Origin of the sequence: Citrobacter sp. RHBSTW-00944 (genome assembly GCF_013615435.1) — a bacterium.
GTDB lineage: Bacteria > Pseudomonadota > Gammaproteobacteria > Enterobacterales > Enterobacteriaceae > Citrobacter > Citrobacter braakii.
The window spans coordinates 582,497-601,626 of the sequence record NZ_CP055418.1; the positions used below are offsets into that span (position 1 = coordinate 582,497).

The 19,130-nt window shown below is 55.4% G+C and carries 17 protein-coding genes; 12 read left to right on the forward strand and 5 right to left on the reverse strand.

The genetic code is table 11. The features are described from left to right. The first annotated feature begins 17 nt into the window (after positions 1-17). Genes tssC through HV334_RS02835 form a run of 12 tightly spaced genes read left to right on the forward strand, consistent with a single transcriptional unit; the run spans position 18 to position 11,487 of the window. Positions 18-1,499, forward strand: a complete 1,482-nt coding sequence (tssC, locus tag HV334_RS02780) for a type VI secretion system contractile sheath large subunit (protein ID WP_016155550.1) — start codon at positions 18-20, stop codon at positions 1,497-1,499. A gap of 18 nt (positions 1,500-1,517) precedes the next feature. Next, a complete protein-coding gene (locus HV334_RS02785) occupies positions 1,518-2,003 on the forward strand; it encodes an Hcp family type VI secretion system effector (protein ID WP_181221145.1) in 486 nt (161 codons plus the stop codon). Beyond that, entirely contained in the window at positions 2,003-2,383 is a 381-nt protein-coding gene (locus tag HV334_RS02790) for a GPW/gp25 family protein (protein ID WP_016155552.1), read from the forward strand. Before HV334_RS02785 ends, HV334_RS02790 begins: the two co-directional genes overlap by 1 nt. 19 nt (positions 2,384-2,402) lie before the next feature. Then, positions 2,403-4,124 carry a type VI secretion system baseplate subunit TssF gene (gene tssF, locus HV334_RS02795; RefSeq protein WP_181221146.1) on the forward strand — a complete coding sequence of 574 codons (1,722 nt, stop codon included), beginning with the start codon at positions 2,403-2,405 and terminating at the stop codon, positions 4,122-4,124. Beyond that, the gene (tssG, locus tag HV334_RS02800) at positions 4,088-5,035 is read left to right on the forward strand and encodes a type VI secretion system baseplate subunit TssG (protein ID WP_103766891.1); all 948 of its coding nucleotides are present in this window, start codon (positions 4,088-4,090) and stop codon (positions 5,033-5,035) included. The genes tssF and tssG overlap by 37 nt, the downstream gene beginning before the upstream one ends. Further along, on the forward strand, positions 5,026-7,536 hold the full coding sequence (gene tssH / locus HV334_RS02805) for a type VI secretion system ATPase TssH (protein WP_181221147.1): 2,511 nt from the start codon (positions 5,026-5,028) through the stop codon (positions 7,534-7,536). The genes tssG and tssH overlap by 10 nt, the downstream gene beginning before the upstream one ends. Before the next feature lie 9 nt (positions 7,537-7,545). Then, complete coding sequence (locus HV334_RS02810) at positions 7,546-8,166, forward strand: hypothetical protein (RefSeq protein ID WP_181221148.1); 621 nt, start codon at positions 7,546-7,548, stop codon at positions 8,164-8,166. Positions 8,167-8,210: 44 nt separating this feature from the next. Next, a complete protein-coding gene (locus HV334_RS02815; protein ID WP_181221149.1) occupies positions 8,211-8,432 on the forward strand; it encodes a hypothetical protein in 222 nt (73 codons plus the stop codon). A gap of 23 nt (positions 8,433-8,455) precedes the next feature. Then, entirely contained in the window at positions 8,456-8,704 is a 249-nt protein-coding gene (locus tag HV334_RS02820; protein WP_016155558.1) for a hypothetical protein, read from the forward strand. Beyond that, positions 8,694-8,975, forward strand: coding sequence for a type II toxin-antitoxin system RelE/ParE family toxin (locus HV334_RS02825; protein ID WP_181221150.1), 282 nt, complete (start codon positions 8,694-8,696; stop codon positions 8,973-8,975). Before HV334_RS02820 ends, HV334_RS02825 begins: the two co-directional genes overlap by 11 nt. A gap of 26 nt (positions 8,976-9,001) precedes the next feature. Continuing rightward, positions 9,002-10,966: a type VI secretion system tip protein TssI/VgrG gene (gene tssI, locus HV334_RS02830; protein ID WP_181221151.1), complete on the forward strand. Its 1,965-nt coding sequence runs from the start codon at positions 9,002-9,004 to the stop codon at positions 10,964-10,966. After that, positions 10,966-11,487: a hypothetical protein gene (locus HV334_RS02835; RefSeq protein ID WP_181221152.1), complete on the forward strand. Its 522-nt coding sequence runs from the start codon at positions 10,966-10,968 to the stop codon at positions 11,485-11,487. Before tssI ends, HV334_RS02835 begins: the two co-directional genes overlap by 1 nt. Positions 11,488-11,508: 21 nt before the next feature. Here the strand turns inward: HV334_RS02835 and nrdG are convergent, their stop codons facing one another. The 5 genes from nrdG to treR all read right to left on the reverse strand — a co-directional run bounded on the left by nrdG (position 11,509) and on the right by treR (position 18,922). Continuing rightward, complete coding sequence (nrdG, locus tag HV334_RS02840; protein ID WP_016155562.1) at positions 11,509-11,973, reverse strand: anaerobic ribonucleoside-triphosphate reductase-activating protein; 465 nt, start codon at positions 11,971-11,973, stop codon at positions 11,509-11,511. A 175-nt stretch (positions 11,974-12,148) separates the two neighbouring features. Further along, positions 12,149-14,287, reverse strand: a complete 2,139-nt coding sequence (gene nrdD / locus HV334_RS02845) for an anaerobic ribonucleoside-triphosphate reductase (protein ID WP_016151477.1) — start codon at positions 14,285-14,287, stop codon at positions 12,149-12,151. A 409-nt stretch (positions 14,288-14,696) separates the two neighbouring features. Next, positions 14,697-16,349 (reverse strand): alpha,alpha-phosphotrehalase, encoded by a 1,653-nt coding sequence (gene treC / locus HV334_RS02850; RefSeq protein ID WP_181221153.1) that lies wholly within the window; start codon positions 16,347-16,349, stop codon positions 14,697-14,699. A 49-nt stretch (positions 16,350-16,398) separates the two neighbouring features. Then, entirely contained in the window at positions 16,399-17,817 is a 1,419-nt protein-coding gene (gene treB, locus HV334_RS02855) for a PTS trehalose transporter subunit IIBC (RefSeq protein WP_049283018.1), read from the reverse strand. Positions 17,818-17,974: 157 nt separating this feature from the next. Then, positions 17,975-18,922, reverse strand: coding sequence for a trehalose operon repressor TreR (gene treR / locus HV334_RS02860; RefSeq protein ID WP_181221154.1), 948 nt, complete (start codon positions 18,920-18,922; stop codon positions 17,975-17,977). Positions 18,923-19,130 lie beyond the last annotated feature (208 nt).

Here is a 19,130-nt window from a genome sequence, read left to right on the forward strand (position 1 = left end):
GAATCAGGAGAAGAACAATGGAAAATGTTCAGGAACAAGCTGAAAACGGCGGACAGACGGTCACGCTGAGCGTGCTGGATCGCATTATCCAGGAAGGGCGGATGGCGCGCGATGAGCTACAACAGACCTACGCGCGTGACATGCTGGAAGAACTGGCGACGCAAATTCTTGATGAAGGGATGGCGATAGGAAGCGATACGGTGGCGATGATCAACCATCGCATCGCGCAGATCGACGAGCTTATCAGCGGCCAGTTGAATGAGGTATTGCATCACCCGGATATGCAGAAACTGGAAGCCTCCTGGCGCGGTCTGCATCAGTTTGTGATGAATACGGAGACCAGCACCCGACTGAAATTACGTCTGCTAAACGTTTCGCGCAAAGAACTGCAGGACGATCTGGAAAAAGCGGTTGAGTTCGATCAGAGCACGTTGTTTAAGAAATTGTATGAGGATGAATACGGTACTTTTGGGGGGAATCCCTATAGCGTGCTGGTCGGTGATTTCGAGTTTGGCCGTCATCCGCAGGATGTGGCGCTACTGGAAAAACTTTCCCAGGTCGCGGCGGCCGCGCATGCGCCGTTTATCGCCGCTGCCAGTCCTCGTTTGTTTGATATGGGATCGTTTCTCGAGTTAGGTGTCCCGCGCGATCTGGCGAAGATCTTCGAAAGCACCGAGCTGATTAAATGGCGGGCATTCCGCGAAAGCGACGACTCCCGCTATGTCTCATTAGTGCTGCCGCACGTGTTGCAGCGCCTGCCTTACGGCCCGGATACGGTGCCGGTGGAAGGCGTGAACTTTATCGAGGACGTCGACGGCCTTGATGCCAGCAAATATCTGTGGGGCAATGCCGCCTGGATGCTGGCCAGTCGTATTACCGAAGCTTTTGCCTTATACGGCTGGTGTGCGGCGATCCGCGGTGCGGAAGGCGGCGGCCTGGTATCCGATCTCCCGGCGCATACGTTCTCCACGCCATCCGGCGATATCAGCCTGCGCTGCCCGACGGAAATAGCCATTACCGACAGGCGTGAGAAGGAGCTTAACGATCTGGGATTCATCGTGCTGTGTCATAAGAAGAATACCAACACCGCCGCGTTCTTTGGCGGACAGACCACCAATCAGGCAAGGATCTACAACACCCCGGAGGCCAATGCCAACGCGCGGATCTCCGCAATGCTGCCTTACATCCTCGCCGCTTCCCGTTTTGCGCATTACCTGAAGGTGATTATGCGCGACAAGGTCGGCAGCTTTATGAGCCGCGATGATGTTGAGAGCTACCTCAATAACTGGATTGCTGACTATGTGTTGCTGCGCGACAGCGCGCCACAGGAGATTAAAGCGCGTTATCCGCTGCGTGAAGCACGGGTGGACGTGAGTGATGTTCCCGGCAAACCGGGCGTTTATCGCGCCGTTGTATTCCTGCGTCCGCACTTCCAGTTAGAAGAGTTGACCACCTCAATTCGTCTGGTGGCTGAACTGCCGCCGCCAGCTGCCGCTTGATTACTAAGGAGATAGACCATGGATGCGATTTTTTTAAAGCTTGACGATATCAAAGGCGAAAGCCAGGCCTATGGCTTCAAAGATCAGATAGAGATCATGTCCTACAGCCATAACGTGGCGATGCAGGTCACTAACGACGTCAGTAATACCGAACGTACTTCCGGGCGGGCGCACGTGGGTGAAATGTCGCTGACCAAGTTTGTCGATCTCGCCACGCCGGTGCTCAATGAGTATTGCTGTAGCGGGAAGGTGATCAAAGAAGCGAAGTTGACGCTCTGTCGTAACGACAATAGCGCGATGCTGCCGTTTATTGTCTATACCCTGAGTAACGTGGTGATCTCGCACCTGAGCGTCAGCGGCGGGTCCGGCGGTAAGCCGGTAGAGACGATGTCGCTGAACTTCACCAAAATCAAATGGGAAATCACCGCCCAGAAATCGGAAGGCACCCAGCAGGGCACCAGTTCATCCGTCTGGGATATGGCGCTGAATAAGAAAGGCAGCTAATGGTGGAGCCTTTCATCCCGGTTGCGCTATTCGACAGGCTGCTGGATGAGGAGATAAGCCCACGAGAGTCGGTGTGCCGGGAGTTGAATCGATTATTCAACTCCCGAGCCCCTGCGGATGATGACGCACTACCGCTGTTGCTTAGCTGGGGCGTCCCGGAATGGCACGGATGTAACGCGGGCGATGAGCGGGTGCTTAACTGGTATTGTCGCCAGCTACGCGCAGCCATTTTACGCAACGAGCCGCGGATTCAGGCGCTAACTGTCAGCGTGAAAGATGCGCATCATCAGACGCTGGCGCTGCATCTCGAGGTGATGTTGTGGCACGACGACGATCCGCTGACGCTGGATCTAACGTATCTGCACGGCAGCTGGCGATGACTATCGCAGGAGAAGATCAATGGACGATCGATTGCTGGAAGACTATTTGCAGGAGTTGAGATGGTTGCGTACCGCCAGCGGCGAGTTCGCCCGGCGGCACCCGCACGTTGCCTCTCGTCTGCGGCTGAGCGAATTTGATTGCCCGGATCCCCACGTTGAAAGGCTTTTAGAAGGTTTCGCCCTGCAAAGCGCCAAATTGCATCAGCGCCTTGATGATGGTTTTGGTGAACTGTGTGAATCGCTACTGGAGCAGCTCTCACCTCATTCGATACGCCCTTTCCCTTCCACTGCCACCGCCAGTTTTACTGCGGATCCGCTGGCAGGTGATTTGAGTCAGGGTTACGCCCTTCCTGCCGGAACGCCGCTTTACGCGTTAACGCAAAGCGGTAAAACGATCTGGTGGCGTACCGCGCTGGCGCAAACGCTGTGGCCTATTGAGATTGACGATGTTACCTGGTGCGATGCGGCGCAGGCCCGGCAATTAACCGGGCTGACGAGGGCGCGCGGCGCATTGCGTATTCAGCTACGTTGTCTGCCGCCACATCAGTTTTCGACGTTGGCGGTTACACAGTTACGCATTCATCTCAGCGGTTCGCCGCAAATCAACGCCACGCTGTTTGATTTGTTGTACGCCCATGTCATTGGGCCGCTGCGCCCACATCCCATTGGCCTGCTGAATGCCGAAAAGATTTTGCCCTGCGAACCGGGCGTAGAGTCCAGCGTGCTGGCGCTCAGTGCCTGGATGAACAGCCCGCAGGCGCTGATGTATTTCGATTTGCCGCTGCCGCCTACGGGGGAGGGCGACGGCATGATCTTGTGCATTCCTTTCGATCGCGCTCCGCCGGGGGCGCAGCATATTCACTCGGGTGATATTCGTTTGGGGTGTGTGCCAATCGTTAACCTGTTCACCCGGACCTCTGAGCCGCTGATCGCCGGGCATATTCGCAGCGAGCATCGGCTGGTGGCCGATCATCATGATCAACATGTACAGATCTACCGTGTACAGACGCTGTGGATGAGCCGCCGTGAAGAAGCCTGGCGCGTGCCTGCATATTATTCCGCTCACGGGCATAGCGAGTCCCGCTGGTTCTGGCATGCACGACGCAACCGCCAGCAGGGCAATGCGTTGTGGTTAACGCTGGTGGACAGCCGTTTCGACCCGTTTGCGCCGGATGAAGAAGCGAGCCTGACGGCGACGCTCTGGTGCAGCAACGGTGAGCAGGCTGCACTGCTTTGTGCGGGAACGCCACTAACCTTTGAAGTACCTGGTCCGGTTGCGCAGGTGCATTTACTGGGAACGTCGACCATGCCTTCAGCGCCTGCGTTGCAGCGAGATGCACGTTGGAAACTGCTCTCAACGCTTGCGCTCAACCATCTCTTATTGAACGAAGGTCAGAGCGCGCTGGACTCGCTGAAAGAACTGCTGGCCCTGTATGCCCCTTCCTCTGCGTCACCCGCTGTCTGGCAGCAGATCAATGGCATCCGCGAGATGTGTTGCCAACGGGTGAGTGAGCATCGGGGGCGGGATGCCTGGCGCGGCTGGCATAACGGTATCAAGGTGACGCTGGAACTCGATCCACAAGCCTTTACTGGAAGCAGCCGACTGTTGTTTGCGGGCGTTATTGCCCGTTTTCTGGCGCGTAATGCCACCGCAAACTGCTTTATCCACACGATATTGCAAGACGAAGGAGAGGAGCTGTCGCTATGGACAGACGTCGAACAGACCACGCTGATAGCGTAATCGCCCAGCTTAAGGCCGAGCCGTGGCGCTTCTCGCTGGAGCAGTGTGTCCGCATCCTGGAAGCGGCGGGTGAGACGCCCGAACTGCGGGGCGATCTGGGGCTGGCATTTAGCCCAGCGGAAGTCAGTTCGCTGAACGAAGACGTTGTGCAGGTGCGTAGCCTCGGGCCAGGGGGGGCGGATGGCGTATTGCCCTACGGCTGGCTGGAATGGCTACAGCAGGCGACGCAGGATAAAAACAGCGCACTGCAGGATTTTATCTTTATGTTTCAACAGCGCTTTCTTCAACATCACTACCGTAGCCTGAGCCTGCATCGGCTGGCCAGGCCTTACGCCAGGCGAGAAGATGCGCCAGGGCTTTCGGTAATACGGGCGCTGTGTGGTTTCAGGCTCGACGCCATGGAAAAGTATGAATCTGCGCAGGTACAGAGTCTGCTGATGCAATGCGGCAACCTGCCTAATCGCAGGCGTTCTACGGCTGGATTTGTGGCGCTGGTTGAGGCCGTACTGAACGTCACCGTGCATGTCGAAGAGTTTGTCGGCCGCTGGCAGCCTTTGCCACAGGCATCAATAAGCCGGACGCGATGTCGGCTGGGGCGCAATAGCGTCGCCGGTCGGCGAATATGGAATCAGCATGCGGCGCTACGGGTGCATCTGCGTGCTAAAAACGCTACGCAGTGGCGCGAATTTTTACCCGGCAGTCAGGGTTTTCTCCAGCTCAGTAAGTTAGCGGCAATCTGGTTTGGCGCGGGAATAACGCTGGAATTGATGATGCGCGCAACCCTGACGCTGGATCATCGCTTAACCCGCGCTGCGCCGCCGCGTCTGGGGTATACCGCGCAACTGGCAGGGCGCAAGCCCGCCATGTTCCATTGCCAACAGCATCTTGAGGAGAACAGTAAATGGATTTGAAAGCGCTGGTAAAACGACTGAACCCCATTTGTTTTCGTGCGCTGGAACAGGCCGCCGAACGCAGCCGGGCGCAGGGACACTGGTTCGTTGAGCCGGAGCATATGCTGCTGGCTTTACTGGATGATGAACACTGTGATTTAGCGTATTGCCTGAGCAACGCGGCTATCTCCACCGATACGTTACGTGAAGAGATCCAGCGTGCTCAGGCGCAGTTCAAAGCGGGCTGTACGCGGATGCCGGTGTTTTCCGTACAACTGATAGAGCTACTGGAAGGGGCGATTTTGCAGGCGACATTCCAGCGTATTCCTCTGGTTCGTTCGGCCTTATTGCTCCTGACCTTACTCACCCGAGAACGGCTGCGTACCCAGTTGGCGCAGGGAATGCCACTGTTGTTACAGCTTCCGGCTGCGGAGCTGGAAAGCCAGTGGCAGACCTGGTGTCGCAACTCCGTTGAGGAGGCTGCAGACCCTGACAAGGGAGAATCCCCGAAGCGTGAAGGCGGGGTACTGGATCAATACACGCACGATCTGACTCGTGACGCGCGGGAAGGGCGGATCGATCCGATCATCGGGCGCGACGCGGAGATCCGCCAGTGTATCGACATCCTGCTGCGTCGCAGGCAAAACAACCCGATTCTGGTGGGTGCGCCAGGTGTGGGCAAAACCGCCGTTGCCGAAGGGCTGGCGCGACGCATTGCCGAAGCCAGCGTGCCGCCGCCGTTGCGTGATGTCGCTCTGCTGGCTCTCGATCTTGGCTTGTTGCAGGCGGGAGCGGGCGTGAAAGGCGAGTTTGAACAGCGTTTGCGCGGCGTAATCGACGCGGTAAAAAAATCCCCGCAGCCGATCGTTTTATTTATCGACGAAGCCCACACGCTGATAGGCGCGGGCGGCGCCGAGGGCGGCAGCGACGCCGCCAACCTGCTGAAACCGGCGCTGGCACGTGGGGAACTGCGCACCATCGCCGCCACCACCTGGCAGGAGTACAAAAAATATTTCGAGAAAGATCCGGCGCTGGACCGACGTTTTCAGCGTATCCAGATTGAAGAGCCGGACGAGAACAGCGCGGTGGTGATGCTGCGGGCGGTGGCCGACAAGCTCGAGGCACACCACGGCGTGCAGATCCTCGATACCGCGATTCGCGAGGCTGTGCGCCTGTCCCAGCGTTACATTTCCGGGCGTCAATTGCCGGACAAAGCCATCAGCGTGCTTGATACTGCCTGTGCAAGAGTGGCGCTGGCGCAGCATGATGTGCCGCCCGCGCTGGAAGAAATTCGTCAGCAGCAGGCGGCGATCGAAGAAGAGAGTGAACGTCTGAATCGCGAGCTGCTGGTGGGCGTCGATCATCACGACCGACTGTGTGAACTGGAGGTGCAGGCGGAAAAACTCCAGCTTCAGGCGCGGGAAGTGGAAGGACGCTGGCAGGACGAGCGCCAGCGGGTCGGTGAGCTGCTGGCCACCCGTCAACGGATGCTGGATCTCAGCGAACGGCTGGACGATGACGAGGAACTGGAGCAAGAGCTGGTGGAGTGCGCGGCGCTGATTGGCAAACTGGAAACCGCCGCCGCCCAACTGCGCGATGAAGTGCCGCTGGTGCCGGACTGCGTCGATCCCGCCACCGTCGCGGCGGTGATAAGCAACTGGACCGGGATCCCGATAGGCCATATGCAGACCGATGAAGCCCATGCCCTGCGCACGCTGGTTGCACGCATGAGCGAGCGAGTGATGGGGCAGCAGGCAGCGCTGGAGACCATCGCCCAACGGCTGCGTGCCTATCGCAGCGGCCTGACCGATCCGCAAAAGCCGGTCGGCGTGTTCCTGCTGGTGGGGCCAACCGGTGTGGGCAAAACCGAAACCGCCTATGCGCTGGCGGATGCCCTGTACGGCGGCGAACGTAATCTGATCACCATTAATCTGTCTGAATATCAGGAGGCGCACACCGTCAGCCAGCTGAAAGGCGCGCCGCCGGGCTACGTCGGTTATGGCAGCGGCGGGGCGTTAACCGAAGCCGTGCGCCGTCGCCCCTATTCGGTGGTGCTGCTCGACGAAATCGAAAAAGCACATCCGGACGTGCTGGAGGCGTTTTATAACGTCTTCGACAAAGGGGTGATGGAGGACGGCACCGGATTAATTGTCGATTTCAAAAATACGGTGATGCTGGCGACCAGCAACGTCGGTGCGGAATTAATTCTGGAAACGCCTGCGTGTGAATTAAACGGAGAGCGGTTTAACGAGGCGCTACGCGAGGAATTATTAACCCATTTTCGTCCGGCGTTTTTAGCGCGGATGACCACGGTGGCCTATCGGGCACTGGATGAAGAAATATTGAAGGGAATTGTGCTGGCGAAACTGGATAAGTTATCGCAGAGATATTTTGTGGCGACGGGAGAGAAATTAAATATGGAAGATGGGTTGGTAGAAAGGGTAATGGAGAAATGTAAGGGAGTCGGGGCCAGGGATGTTGAGAATCTGGTGGTTGGGGAAGTGATGGTGAATGAGTTTTAAGGAGGATATATGGCAGTTATACTGAATTCAAATAGACAATCTGATAATTCAATTGGATTAATTGCTATCTCTAAACATCAGGGATGGTTTAGACATAATCCCGCAATAAATTTTGAACCTGGTGCTGGAGGCGCAGCGGTTTTGCCGCTGCTGGGTTTGGGGGCGACTAGATTGCAAAGAACTCCATTAATTGAACAATTTACAGGGCATACGGCCATCATATCGAGAGTTAATGGGCAAATCGATTTTGCCAGAGGATTTGTACCGAATGGTATTATTGGAAGTCTCCGTGCAGTTATTTTTGGTAGCAATGTCAATGGCCAGTGGCAAAATGATATTGAAATGATAAATGATCCAACTTGTATAAGTTATGAAATACCTGTGACTTGGGCACAGGCTGTTGGATTTGAACAATGGTTTACAATTAATCGTATCAGATTGGATCGATACCAGTTAAGACGTAGTGATGGGTTTGATTCTTTTAATTGTGTTATTGCTGCAGTAACGTTTTTAATCGATTATCTGTTGAGATTAGATGAAGGTGATTATCACGGTTATGTTGAACAATTAGCCTGTATTGCTGGCCCAGGACAGGGGCCATTGATCAGAAGCATAATGGGTGGATTTTAATATAAGCAGGTAATCAACCGACCAAAAAATAAAAGGAATTTCCCGTGCCCGACACCACCATCCTCAAATTCACCGCTCCAACCCTAACCTGCCTTACCGCCGCGACTGCGCAAACCGAATCCCGGCTGCCTGACCACCGCAGCTGTCGCGGCGACCACCTTAGCGCCGTTAACCAGACAACAGGCCATCCATACATTATGGTTTTTGAGAATGATAAAGGCACTTTTAAAGACGCTTCTAAAGGTATTTTTAATGGCCTATACTAAAACCTCATCAACGAGGAAAAATTATGCCATTTCATATCCTGACCAAAACCGCTGCCAGCATCACCGACCTTAAACGTAACCCGATGGGGACGGTTAACGCCGGGGAAGGTGAAGCGGTGGCGATTCTGAACCGCAACGAGCCTGCGTTTTACTGCGTGCCGCCTGCGGTTTATGCGTATCTGCTGGAGCTGGCAGAAGACGCCGAGCTGAACCGCATCGCCGACGAGCGCGAAGGCGGCAAGCGAATAAAGGTGTCTTTAAATGACCTATAACCTGGAGTTTTTAGATGTTGCGCTCAAGGAGTGGCACAAGCTTTCCCCAACATTACGCGAGCAGTTCAAAAAGAAACTGGCGGAGCGGCTGGAAAATCCTCATGTTCCTGCCGCCCGCCTTTCCGGCAAATTACACCGTTACAAAATCAAGCTTCGCAGTGCCGGGTATCGTCTGATCTATCAGGTTGAGGACGAGCAGGTTGTCGTTCTTGTGATCGCTGTAGGCAGACGTGATGGCGATGAGGTTTATCATCAGGCTAACCGGCGTTAGCGCTATCGTTGAAAAAGGAATTTCCCATGCCCGATACCACCATCATCAAACTCACCGCCCCGGCGTTAAACGGCCTTACCGCCGCCACCGCGCAAACCGAATCGGCGCTTAACGGTCTGACCACCGCTACTGTCGCCGCAACCACCTCTGCGCCGTTAACCCTCGATGCCGCGCTGGCAACGCATCTGACCGCCACCATCAACAGCGCTGATTACGACGGGCTGATTGCCGAGGCGCACCAGCTTCCGGCGACCAGCAACGCCGATCGCTATCAGTTTGTGCTTCGTCCGTGGCTGTGGTGGCTGACGCTTGCCAGCAACAACCGCGTTTTTCAGAACCTCAGCGCGCAGGAGATCGTCGAGAAGGTGTTTAAGGACGCCGGGTTTAGCGACTACAAATTTCAACTGAAAACCAAACCAATAAAACGGGAATACTGCCTGCAATATAACGAAAGCGATTTTAATTTTGTCTCGCGGCTGCTGGAGCAGGAGGGGATCTTCTGGTTCTTTATCCACGCGGCAGGCAAGCACACGCTGGTGCTGGCGGATGATAACAGCGCTTTCCCGCCGATAACGGGTGAGAAAAAGGTCAAGTATCAGGCCGCAGCAAGCGGCGCACGGGAAACCGGAATGATTCGTTCGGCAGAGCTGCGTTTGCAGGCCACCGCACAGGGCTTCCAGAGCAGCGACTATAACTACGAGCAGCCGAAAGCGGCGCTGTTTGCCCAGACCGGTGAGAAGAAGGGTGGTATGCAGTATCAGCATCCGGGGCGTTTTAGCGTTAAAGCCGAAGGCGACGCGCTGGCGGCGTGGAAGGTTAACGCCCTGAAGGCGCAGGCGAAACAGCTGGTGGGCGAAAGCGACTGTGCGGCGCTGATGGCCGGGCACTGGTTCACCTTAACCGATCACGACGACAAGGCGCTTAACATCGACTGGCTGGTCATCGCTGTCAGTCACGAGTACGACGGCGAGCGCTATCGCAACCGTTTTACCGCCATCCCGAAGGCCACGCCGTATCGCCCGCTCGCCGTGACGCCGCAGCCTTTTATGCATACGCAAACAGCGGTGGTGGTGGGTAAAAGCGGAGAAGAAATCTGGACTGATAAGCTTGGTCGGGTGAAGGTGCAGTTCCCGTGGGACAGAGAGGGCAAAAACGACGAAACCAGCTCCTGCTGGCTGCGGGTCGCCACCGCCTGGAGCGGCAACGGCTTCGGCGCGCAGTTTATCCCGCGCATCGGCCAGGAAGTGGTGGTGAGCTTTATCGATGGCGACCCGGATAAGCCGCTCATTACCGGCTGTGTGTACAACGGCGCGAATGCCCTGCCGTATGCGCTGCCGACGAATCAGACCCAGTCGGGCATTAAAACCAAAAGTGAAAAAGGCTTCAACGAACTGCGCTTTGACGACAAAAAAGATGCCGAACTGCTGGCGATGCAGGCGCAGAAAGACTTCCAGCTTACGGTGCTCAACGACAGCAAAACTACCGTTAGCCACGATGAGATCCACAGCGTTAAAAACGATCGCACCCGCACCGTTGAAGAGGGCAATGAAACCGTCACTCTGAAAAAGGGCAATCGCACGGTGAAAATTGAAAAAGGCAGCGACACGCTGGAAGTAAAAGATAAACGCAGCGTGACGGTGAAAGGCGATCAGGAACACGCCATCGATGGCAATGAGACACATAAGGTAAAAGGTAACTACACGCTGAACGTCGACGGCAATCTGACGATTAAGGTCAGCGGTTCGCTTACCCTGGAGAGCGGCAAAACCCTGAAAGTGAAAAGCGGAGCGGATCTCAGCGCCAGCGCCGCATCGGGTCTGAAACTGGACGCCACCAACATCGCCAGCGAAGCCAAAGCCTCGCTGACGCAAAAAGCCGCGACGATAACCCACGAAGCAAAAGCCACGCTCACCAGCAAGGCCAGCGCCACCCAGACAGTGGACGGCGGTGGCATGTTGACCATCAAAGGCGGGATGGTGAAAATTAACTAATGCGTGAAGTGTTGGAAAATCAGCAGGAGAGTACCTGCTTTCAGGCCGAGCTGACCGACGGTCTGCTGAACGGCGAAATGCGGATCGAAGAGCATGGTCGGCTGCTGTCGGTGCTGCGCTATCGGCAGGGCGCGTTGCATGGCGAGATTGAAAGCTGGCATGCCAACGGCCAGCTTGCCATGCAGCAGAGCTATCGCGATGGTCTGGCACAGGGCGTGGCGCGTTATTTTTCAGAAGAGGGGGCGCTGATACGTGAAGAGCAGTGGCTTGATGGTCAACTGCACGGTGAATGCTGCAGCTTTTATCCTTCCGGCCAGTTGCAGATACGCGAACAGTGGCGGCACGGGTTGCGTCACTCGCTCAGCGAGCAGTTTTACCCGGACGGCGCGCCAGCCCAGCGGCAATCTTATGAACAGGGAAAACAGAAGGGAGAAGTGGAGCGCTGGCTACCGGATGGGCGTGCCATTGATGCCCGTGGTAAAGCGCAATCGCGAATGAGTAAATGGACGGAGAGGCTGTGAAAAGCCTCTCCAGAGCGCGTGTTAACGCAAATGATGTACAACCTGGTTGCTGCTTCCGCGCCAGATTAGCGCCGGGTCTTTGAGATCCTGCACGTATTTGCCATCGACCAACACGTTGATGAGATCCACCACCTGCATTTGCGCGGCGTTGAGTTCATCGAGCTTGTAGCCGGTCCACACCCAGATGTCTTTTCCCGGACACTCAGCGCGAATGCGCTGCACCAGTTGCAGAATATCCGGCACGTTTTGTGGATGCAGCGGATCGCCGCCGGAGAGCGAGATCCCCTGACGGTGAATACGCGTGTCGTTCAGATCGGCAATGATCTTGTCTTCCATCTCTTTGCTAAACGGCTGGCCGGAGTTCAGCCGCCAGGTGCTTTTGTTATAGCAACCGGGGCATTCATGCACGCATCCTGAAACAAACAGGGTACAGCGAGTGCCGGGACCATTAACGATGTCGACAGGGTAATACTGATGGTAATTCATTTTCGCTTCTCATCCGTTTATCAATTCGCGCCATAGCTGCGTTCGTGCGCCCGAGTCACTTACTTATGTAAGCTCCCCGGGACTTACTCATTTGCTGCCTTGCTATGACGTGAATTGCGTTGCGGAAATAATGGCCCGAAAAGCGTCGCATCGCCGGGCAATAAAATCGTCTAAATTAACCGATCTGCCCGTTCCCTAAATGCTTAACGCGGCGCTTCACTTCTTCCTGCTTACCGGCGTTAAACGGACGTGCGTCCGGGCTGCCTAAATAACCGCAGACGCGGCGGGTGACCGATACGCGCGCGGCGTCGTGGTTACCACATTTCGGGCAGGTAAAGCCTTTGCTGGTGCACTCAAATTCACCGGTAAAGCCGCACTCGTAGCATTCATCGATTGGCGTGTTGGTCCCGTAATACGGCACGTGCTGATAGCTGTAATCCCAGACGTCTTCCAGCGCTTTCAGGTTGTGCTGAATATTCGGGTATTCGCCGTAGCAAATGAAGCCCCCGCTTGCCAGCGGCGGGTACGGCGCTTCGAAATCGATCTTGTCGTACGGGTTAACCTTCTTCTCCACGTCGAGGTGGAAGCTGTTGGTGTAGTAGCCTTTGTCGGTCACGCCCGGGACCACGCCAAATTCGGCGGTATCCAGACGGCAGAAACGGTCGCACAGGTTTTCACTTGGCGTGCTGTACAGGCTAAAGCCGTAGCCAGTTTCGTCTTTCCACTGATCGACCGCTTGGCGCAGGCGTTCCACAATGGCGATACCTTTGGCGCGCAGCTGCTCGCTGTCATACACATGCTTGTCGCCAAACAGCGCATTGATGGTTTCGTGAATACCGATGTAGCCCAGAGAGATGGATGCACGACCATTTTTAAAGATTTCTGACACGTCATCGTCCGCTTTCAGACGCACGCCGCAGGCCCCTTCCATATACAGAATTGGCGCCACGCGGGCCTTCACGCCTTCCAGGCGCGCAATGCGGGTCATCAGCGCTTTACGCGCCAGTACCAGACGATCGTCGAGCAGTTTCCAGAAGGTGGCTTCATCGCCATGCGCTTCCAGCGCGATACGTGGCAGGTTGAGGCTGATAACGCCGAGGTTGTTACGTCCGTCGTGAATCTGTTCGCCGTTCTCGTTTTCCCACACGCCGAGGAAGCTGCGACAGCCCATTGGCGTTTTGAACGAGCCGGTCACTTTGACCACCTGATCGTAGTTCAGGATGTCCGGATACATACGCTTGCTCGCGCACTCCAGTGCCAGCTGTTTGATGTCGTAGTTCGGATCGCCAAACTTGTGGTTCAGACCGTCACGAATCGCGAACACCAGTTTCGGGAACACTGCGGTTTTACGATTTTTACCCAGGCCGGCAATACGGTTACGCAGAATGGACTGCTGGATCAAACGCGATTCCCAGCTGGTTCCCAGACCAAAACCAAAGGTCACGAACGGCGTCTGACCGTTGGCGGTATGCAGGGTATTCACTTCATACTCGAGAGACTGGAATGCGTCGTAGCACTCTTTCTCGGTACGGGAATGGGCATAACCGTCGGCGTCCGGGATCTGCCACTCTTCAGCGGTTTTACGATGTTTATTAAAGCTCTCGGTAACGAACGGCGCGAGAACTTCATCAATACGGTTAATGGTGGTGCCGCCATAAATATGGCTGGCGACCTGCGCGATAATTTGCGCGGTGACGGCGGTCGCGGTAGAGATGGATTTTGGCGGTTCAATCTCCGCGTTACCCATCTTAAAGCCCTGCGTCAGCATGCCTTTCAGGTCGATCAGCATGCAGTTAAACATTGGGAAGAACGGAGAGTAGTCGAGATCGTGATAGTGAATATCACCACGCTCGTGCGCCTGGACGACATCACGCGGCAGCAGGTGCTGACGCGCATAGTGTTTGGCAACGATACCGGCCAGCAGGTCGCGCTGGGTCGGGATCACTTTGCTGTCTTTGTTGGCATTTTCATTCAGCAGAGCAGAGTTGGTTTGCTCAACCAGACCACGAATTTCCTGGTTCAGACGGCCACGTTTTTCACGCTGGATATCACGGTCGTGGCGATATTCGATGTACGCACGGGCGAGTTGTTTGTACGGGCCAGACATTAGCTGGTTTTCTACCGCTGTCTGGATCTCGTTGATATCGACCTTGCTGCGCTCATTCATCTGGCTACTAACGACTTCTGCGACGGTGGCACAGTAATCTGCGTCATCGACTCCCGCTGCTTTAGCTGCACGCAGAATGGCTTCTTTGATGCGCTCTGATTTAAACGGCACTTTACAGCCATCTCGTTTCATCACATGCGGTGTCATGATCACTCCATATTTATAAGAACAGGTTATCCACAGAGGTTGGGGAGGCCATCAGGGCTTTATTCATCTCTATTGCCAATGACTTCCCGCAATCCTGACCCACTTTATCCACAATTCTACCGTGAGGCGGTGCACTGTAGTTGTAGCAATTGTAGTCGATTAATACAACATATTGGGTCGGCGTGCATTTTAAGTTCTATATGTAGTGATTTGCATCAAGGATGTTTACGATTTATTTGATGTAGCGCAAAGTAAAAATCGGAGCGTACAGATGACGGGCACTACAGCCGATTGTAAATTGTGGGCAGAAAATTCTGATTAATTATTCAACAAAAACAGAAAGGTAAGCTGAGCGTAGGCATCAAAGCCCGGCAGCGTTATGCGTACCGGGCCTGAACATAATTGCAAGCTATTTTTGCAACCACCAGACAGCTTCAAAAGGACGCAGCGTCATGTCTGCGGGTTGGCTGGCGACCTCGGCATAGTTGTGCATCAGCACCTGCCAGTTGCCGTCGGTCTGGGTCGGCTGCCAGCTCTGAAAGGTATCGCTCAGATTAGCAATGACCAGCAACCGCTGTCCTTGCCATTTACGTTGATAGCACCACAGATGCGGGCTGTCCGGTAGCAGATCCTGATAGTCGCCCCAGGTGATAACCGGCTCTGCTTTACGCAATGCGATCAGCTTCTGATAGGTATAGAACACCGAGTCGGTATCGCGCAGCGCTGCCGCCACGTTGATATCCGCTGCGTTGTCGCACAGATTGATCCACGGCTCACCCTGGGTAAAGCCCGCGTGTTTGCTGGCATCCCACTGCATCGGCGTGCGGCTGTTATCGCGCGATTTACTGGCGAGAATCGCCAGCAGTTCTTGCGCATCGCGCCCCTGGCCGTTCAGGGCGGCAAACATGTTATGGCTTTCCACATCGCGGTAATCGGTAATCTGGCGGAAGTGCGGATTGGTCATGCCGATCTCTTCACCCTGGTAGATGTAGGGCGTGCCCTGCATACCGTGCAGCACCATCGCCAGCATTTTTGCGGCCGGAACGCGGTATTTACCTTCATCGCCAAAACGCGACACGATGCGTGGCTGGTCGTGGTTACACCAGAACAGCGCGTTCCAGGCCTGATTGTGCATGCCTTGCTGCCAGTGGCGGAACAGGGTTTTGAGCGCCACATAGTCGGGTTTGGCTAACGTCCACTTCTCACCGTTGGGGTAATCCACTTTCAGGTGGTGGAAGTTGAAGGTCATCGACAGTTCGCTGCCATCGAGTGCGGCGTACTGCTGGCAGTTTTCCAGCGTGGTGGAGGACATTTCGCCGACCGTCATCAGGCCGCAGGGCGTGAAGACGTCGCGGTTCATTTCACGTAAAAACGCATGCGCGCGCGGGCCGTCGGTATAAAAACGCCGCCCATCGCCGTCGGGATCGCTCGGGAAGTCCTGATCTTTAGAGATAAGATTCACCACGTCGAGACGCAGCCCGTCCACGCCGCGATCGGCCCAGAACTCGCACACTTTTTTTAGCTCGGCGCGGACCGCCGGATTCTCCCAGTTCAGGTCTGCCTGCTCCGGAGCAAAGAGGTGCAGATAGTACTGCTCGCTTTCGGCGTGCCAGCCCCAGGCGCTGCCGCCAAATTTGGAGCGCCAGTTATTCGGGAGACTGTCTGGCGTGCCGTCGCGCCAGAGGTAAAACTGACGATACGGGCTGTCTTTATCCAGCGCCTCGCGAAACCAGGGGTGCTGGGTTGAAGTGTGGTTAAACACCATATCGAGAATAATACGGATACCGCGCGCTTTCGCCTGCGCCACCAGTTCGTCAAAGTCTGCAAGCGTTCCGTAGGCCGGATCGACAGACATGTAATCCGCGACGTCGTAGCCGTTATCAACCTGCGGCGAAATATAGAACGGCGTCAGCCAGATGGCATCAACCCCCAGCGTTTGCAGATAGCCGAGGCGCTGCGTCACGCCGCGTAAATCGCCGGTGCCGCTGCCGGTGGTGTCCTGAAAACTCTTGGGGTAAACCTGATAGATGACGCCGTTTTGCCACCAGTGGGGAATATTCATGGTTGTTTCCTGGAAATACGATGGGGCGCAACTGCGCCCCGAAGAAAAGTTAGACAATTTGTAGTGTGCCCATACGGTGTTTACGCTGATAAACGAATGAGGTCAGTACCATGGGGATAACAATCGCAATGACCATTGCCATGCCAAATACCTGCCAGTAAGTCGGCTGGATGGAGAGGATGCCCGGCAAACCGCCGACGCCAATTCCGTTCGCCAACACACCGTTCAGGCCGCACAGCAGTCCGGCGAGACCGGAACCGATCATCGCGCACAGCATCGGGAAGCGGTATTTCAGGTTGATCCCGTACATGGCCGGTTCAGTGACCCCGAGATAGGCGGAAATCGCGGCAGGAACGGAGATTTCACGTTCATTGTGTTTGCGACTGGAGATGATGATCCCGACTACCGCAGAGGCCTGAGCGATATTCGACAGTGCGATCAGCGGCCATACCGGCGTACCGCCCATGCTCTGAATCATCTGCATGTCGATAGCCAGCGTGGTCTGATGCACGCCGGTTATCACCAGCGGGGCATACAGGAAGCCGAACAGCGCCGCGCCAATCGGGGCAAAGCTGCCGGTCAGCAGGTGACGGACCGCAAACGCGACACCGTCGCCGATCATGCGGCCAAACGGACCGATAAAGGCGTGCGCGAGGAACACCGCGAGGATCAACGAGCACACTGGGACGATCACCAGATACAGATAATCCGGGACGATGCGTTTCATGCGTGTTTCAATAAACCCGAGCGCCAGACCGGCCAGCAGTGCCGGAATAACCTGCGCCTGATAGCCCACTTTCTCAATGCTGAACAGGCCGAAGTTCCACACTTCCGGTACCTGTTGACCGAGTAGATAGGCGTTCATTAGCTGCGGTGAAACCAGGGTCACGCCCAGCACAATACCGAGGATCGGCGTACCGCCCATTTTCTTCACTGCTGACCAGCAGATCCCGACCGGCAGATAGAAGAAGATCGCTTCGCCAATTAGCCACAGGAAGTCGTAAAGGGTTTTCAGCGAAGGGTACATCTGCGCCAGCGTCTGCCCGTTGCTCATGGGCAGATCGCCAATCACATTACGGAACCCCAAGATCAAGCCGCCGCTAATCAGCGCTGGCAGCAGCGGGAAGAAGATCTCCGCAAAATGAGAAATCAGCTGTTCGTGCCATTTCATATTCTGCCGCGCGGCTTTTTTCGCCTGCTCTTTGTCGGCGCTGGCCTGACCGGTTGTCGCCAGCAGCGCTTTGTAGTAATCGCCCACTTCGGTGCCAATCACTACCTGAAACTGCCCGGCGTTGGTGAAGCAGCCTTTGACCATCGGCAACTGTTCGATCTCTTTTGGCCTGGCATTCGCAGGCTGATTCAGCACAAAACGCAGGCGAGTAATGCAGTGACTTACCGTGGCGATATTGTCGCGCCCGCCTACCAGCTCAATCAGCCGGTCGATGTCTGCTTGTTTTATTTTGCTCATGATGATGTGTGTTCCCCGTAGGCCGGATAAGACGTTTTAGCATCGCCATCTGGCAACTCTCTCGTTGCTGTGGCCAGAGTATATCGTCGATGATTTTTTAAAAATGGGAACGTTCCCGAAACGCAGCGAAGATCACAAATTAACGCTCAGAAAGCGATCAGGAGAGGGTGGAAGGAATAACGATTTGTCGTAGTTCGCTACGGCCATTGATCTGCTCGATCAGCTGCGAGGCCGCTTGTCGTCCGGCTTCGGCATATCCTGGATCGACGGTGATAATTTCCGGATGGAGGAATTTCATCAGCGGCGTACTGCCCACGCTCGCCAGCTGTAAATTCTCAATTCGCTGCTCTTGCAGATATTTGCTGACACCAAGGGCGAGGGTATCCGTCGCGCAGACTAAGGCAGTGGTTTCCGGGGTGATGACGTTGGCGGCCTGCTCATAACCCTGCTTCATGGCAAGACCCGGTAGCGCGGCTTCAGGATGCAGTTTGTGTTTCTTACAGAACGCCAGGTAGGCTTCATGGCGGCGCTTACCGGTGGTCACGTCGCTATGGGGAACGCCAAGAAAGCTGATATGGCGATGCTCGCGATCGTATAAACGCTGCATTAGGGTGCGAATGGCGCCTTCATCGTCATAGCAGACGGAGGCAAAGCCTTTGGCATCTCTTGCCAGCAGCACCAGCGAATCCTGCCAGGAGGCGAGCATGGATTCACTTATGCCGGTAAAACCAAACAGCACCACGCCGTCAATATTGCGGCGTCTGAGCATGCCGAGATGCTCTTCAACCAGCTCGGGCGAGAACTGGCTTTCCATCATGATCGGGTCGTAACCCTGCTCATAAAAGGCGGGCAGCATGGTTTGTACGGCGAGATTTTCCGAAAGCGAGTCCAGACGCGTGACGATGATCGCCACCACCTTGTCACTTTGTCCGCGCATGGCGCGTGCGGAGCGGGAAGGGGAAAAACCGTGCTGATTCATCACCGCTTCAACGCGTTCGCGGGTGCGTTCGCTCACGCCGCTTTCATTGTTAAGCACACGGGAAACGGTTGATTTTCCCACACCGCTTAAGCGGGCGATGTCTTTAATTGTCAGCCGGTTTTGCATCCTGTTTTCCCGTGTTGCGTGTGAAGTTATGCCAAATAGAGAATAACTTTACTCAAGCGCAGCGCAATGGGCAAAGTCTGGTATACGTTTGGTTTAGTTTCCATGGTTTATCATACTGCCATAATTGCCACAAACCTTATGGTTTTCTGCGTATAATCCGCAGCGCAAATCATTCACTTACCGGAGGCTATATGGATCCCGATCCCAC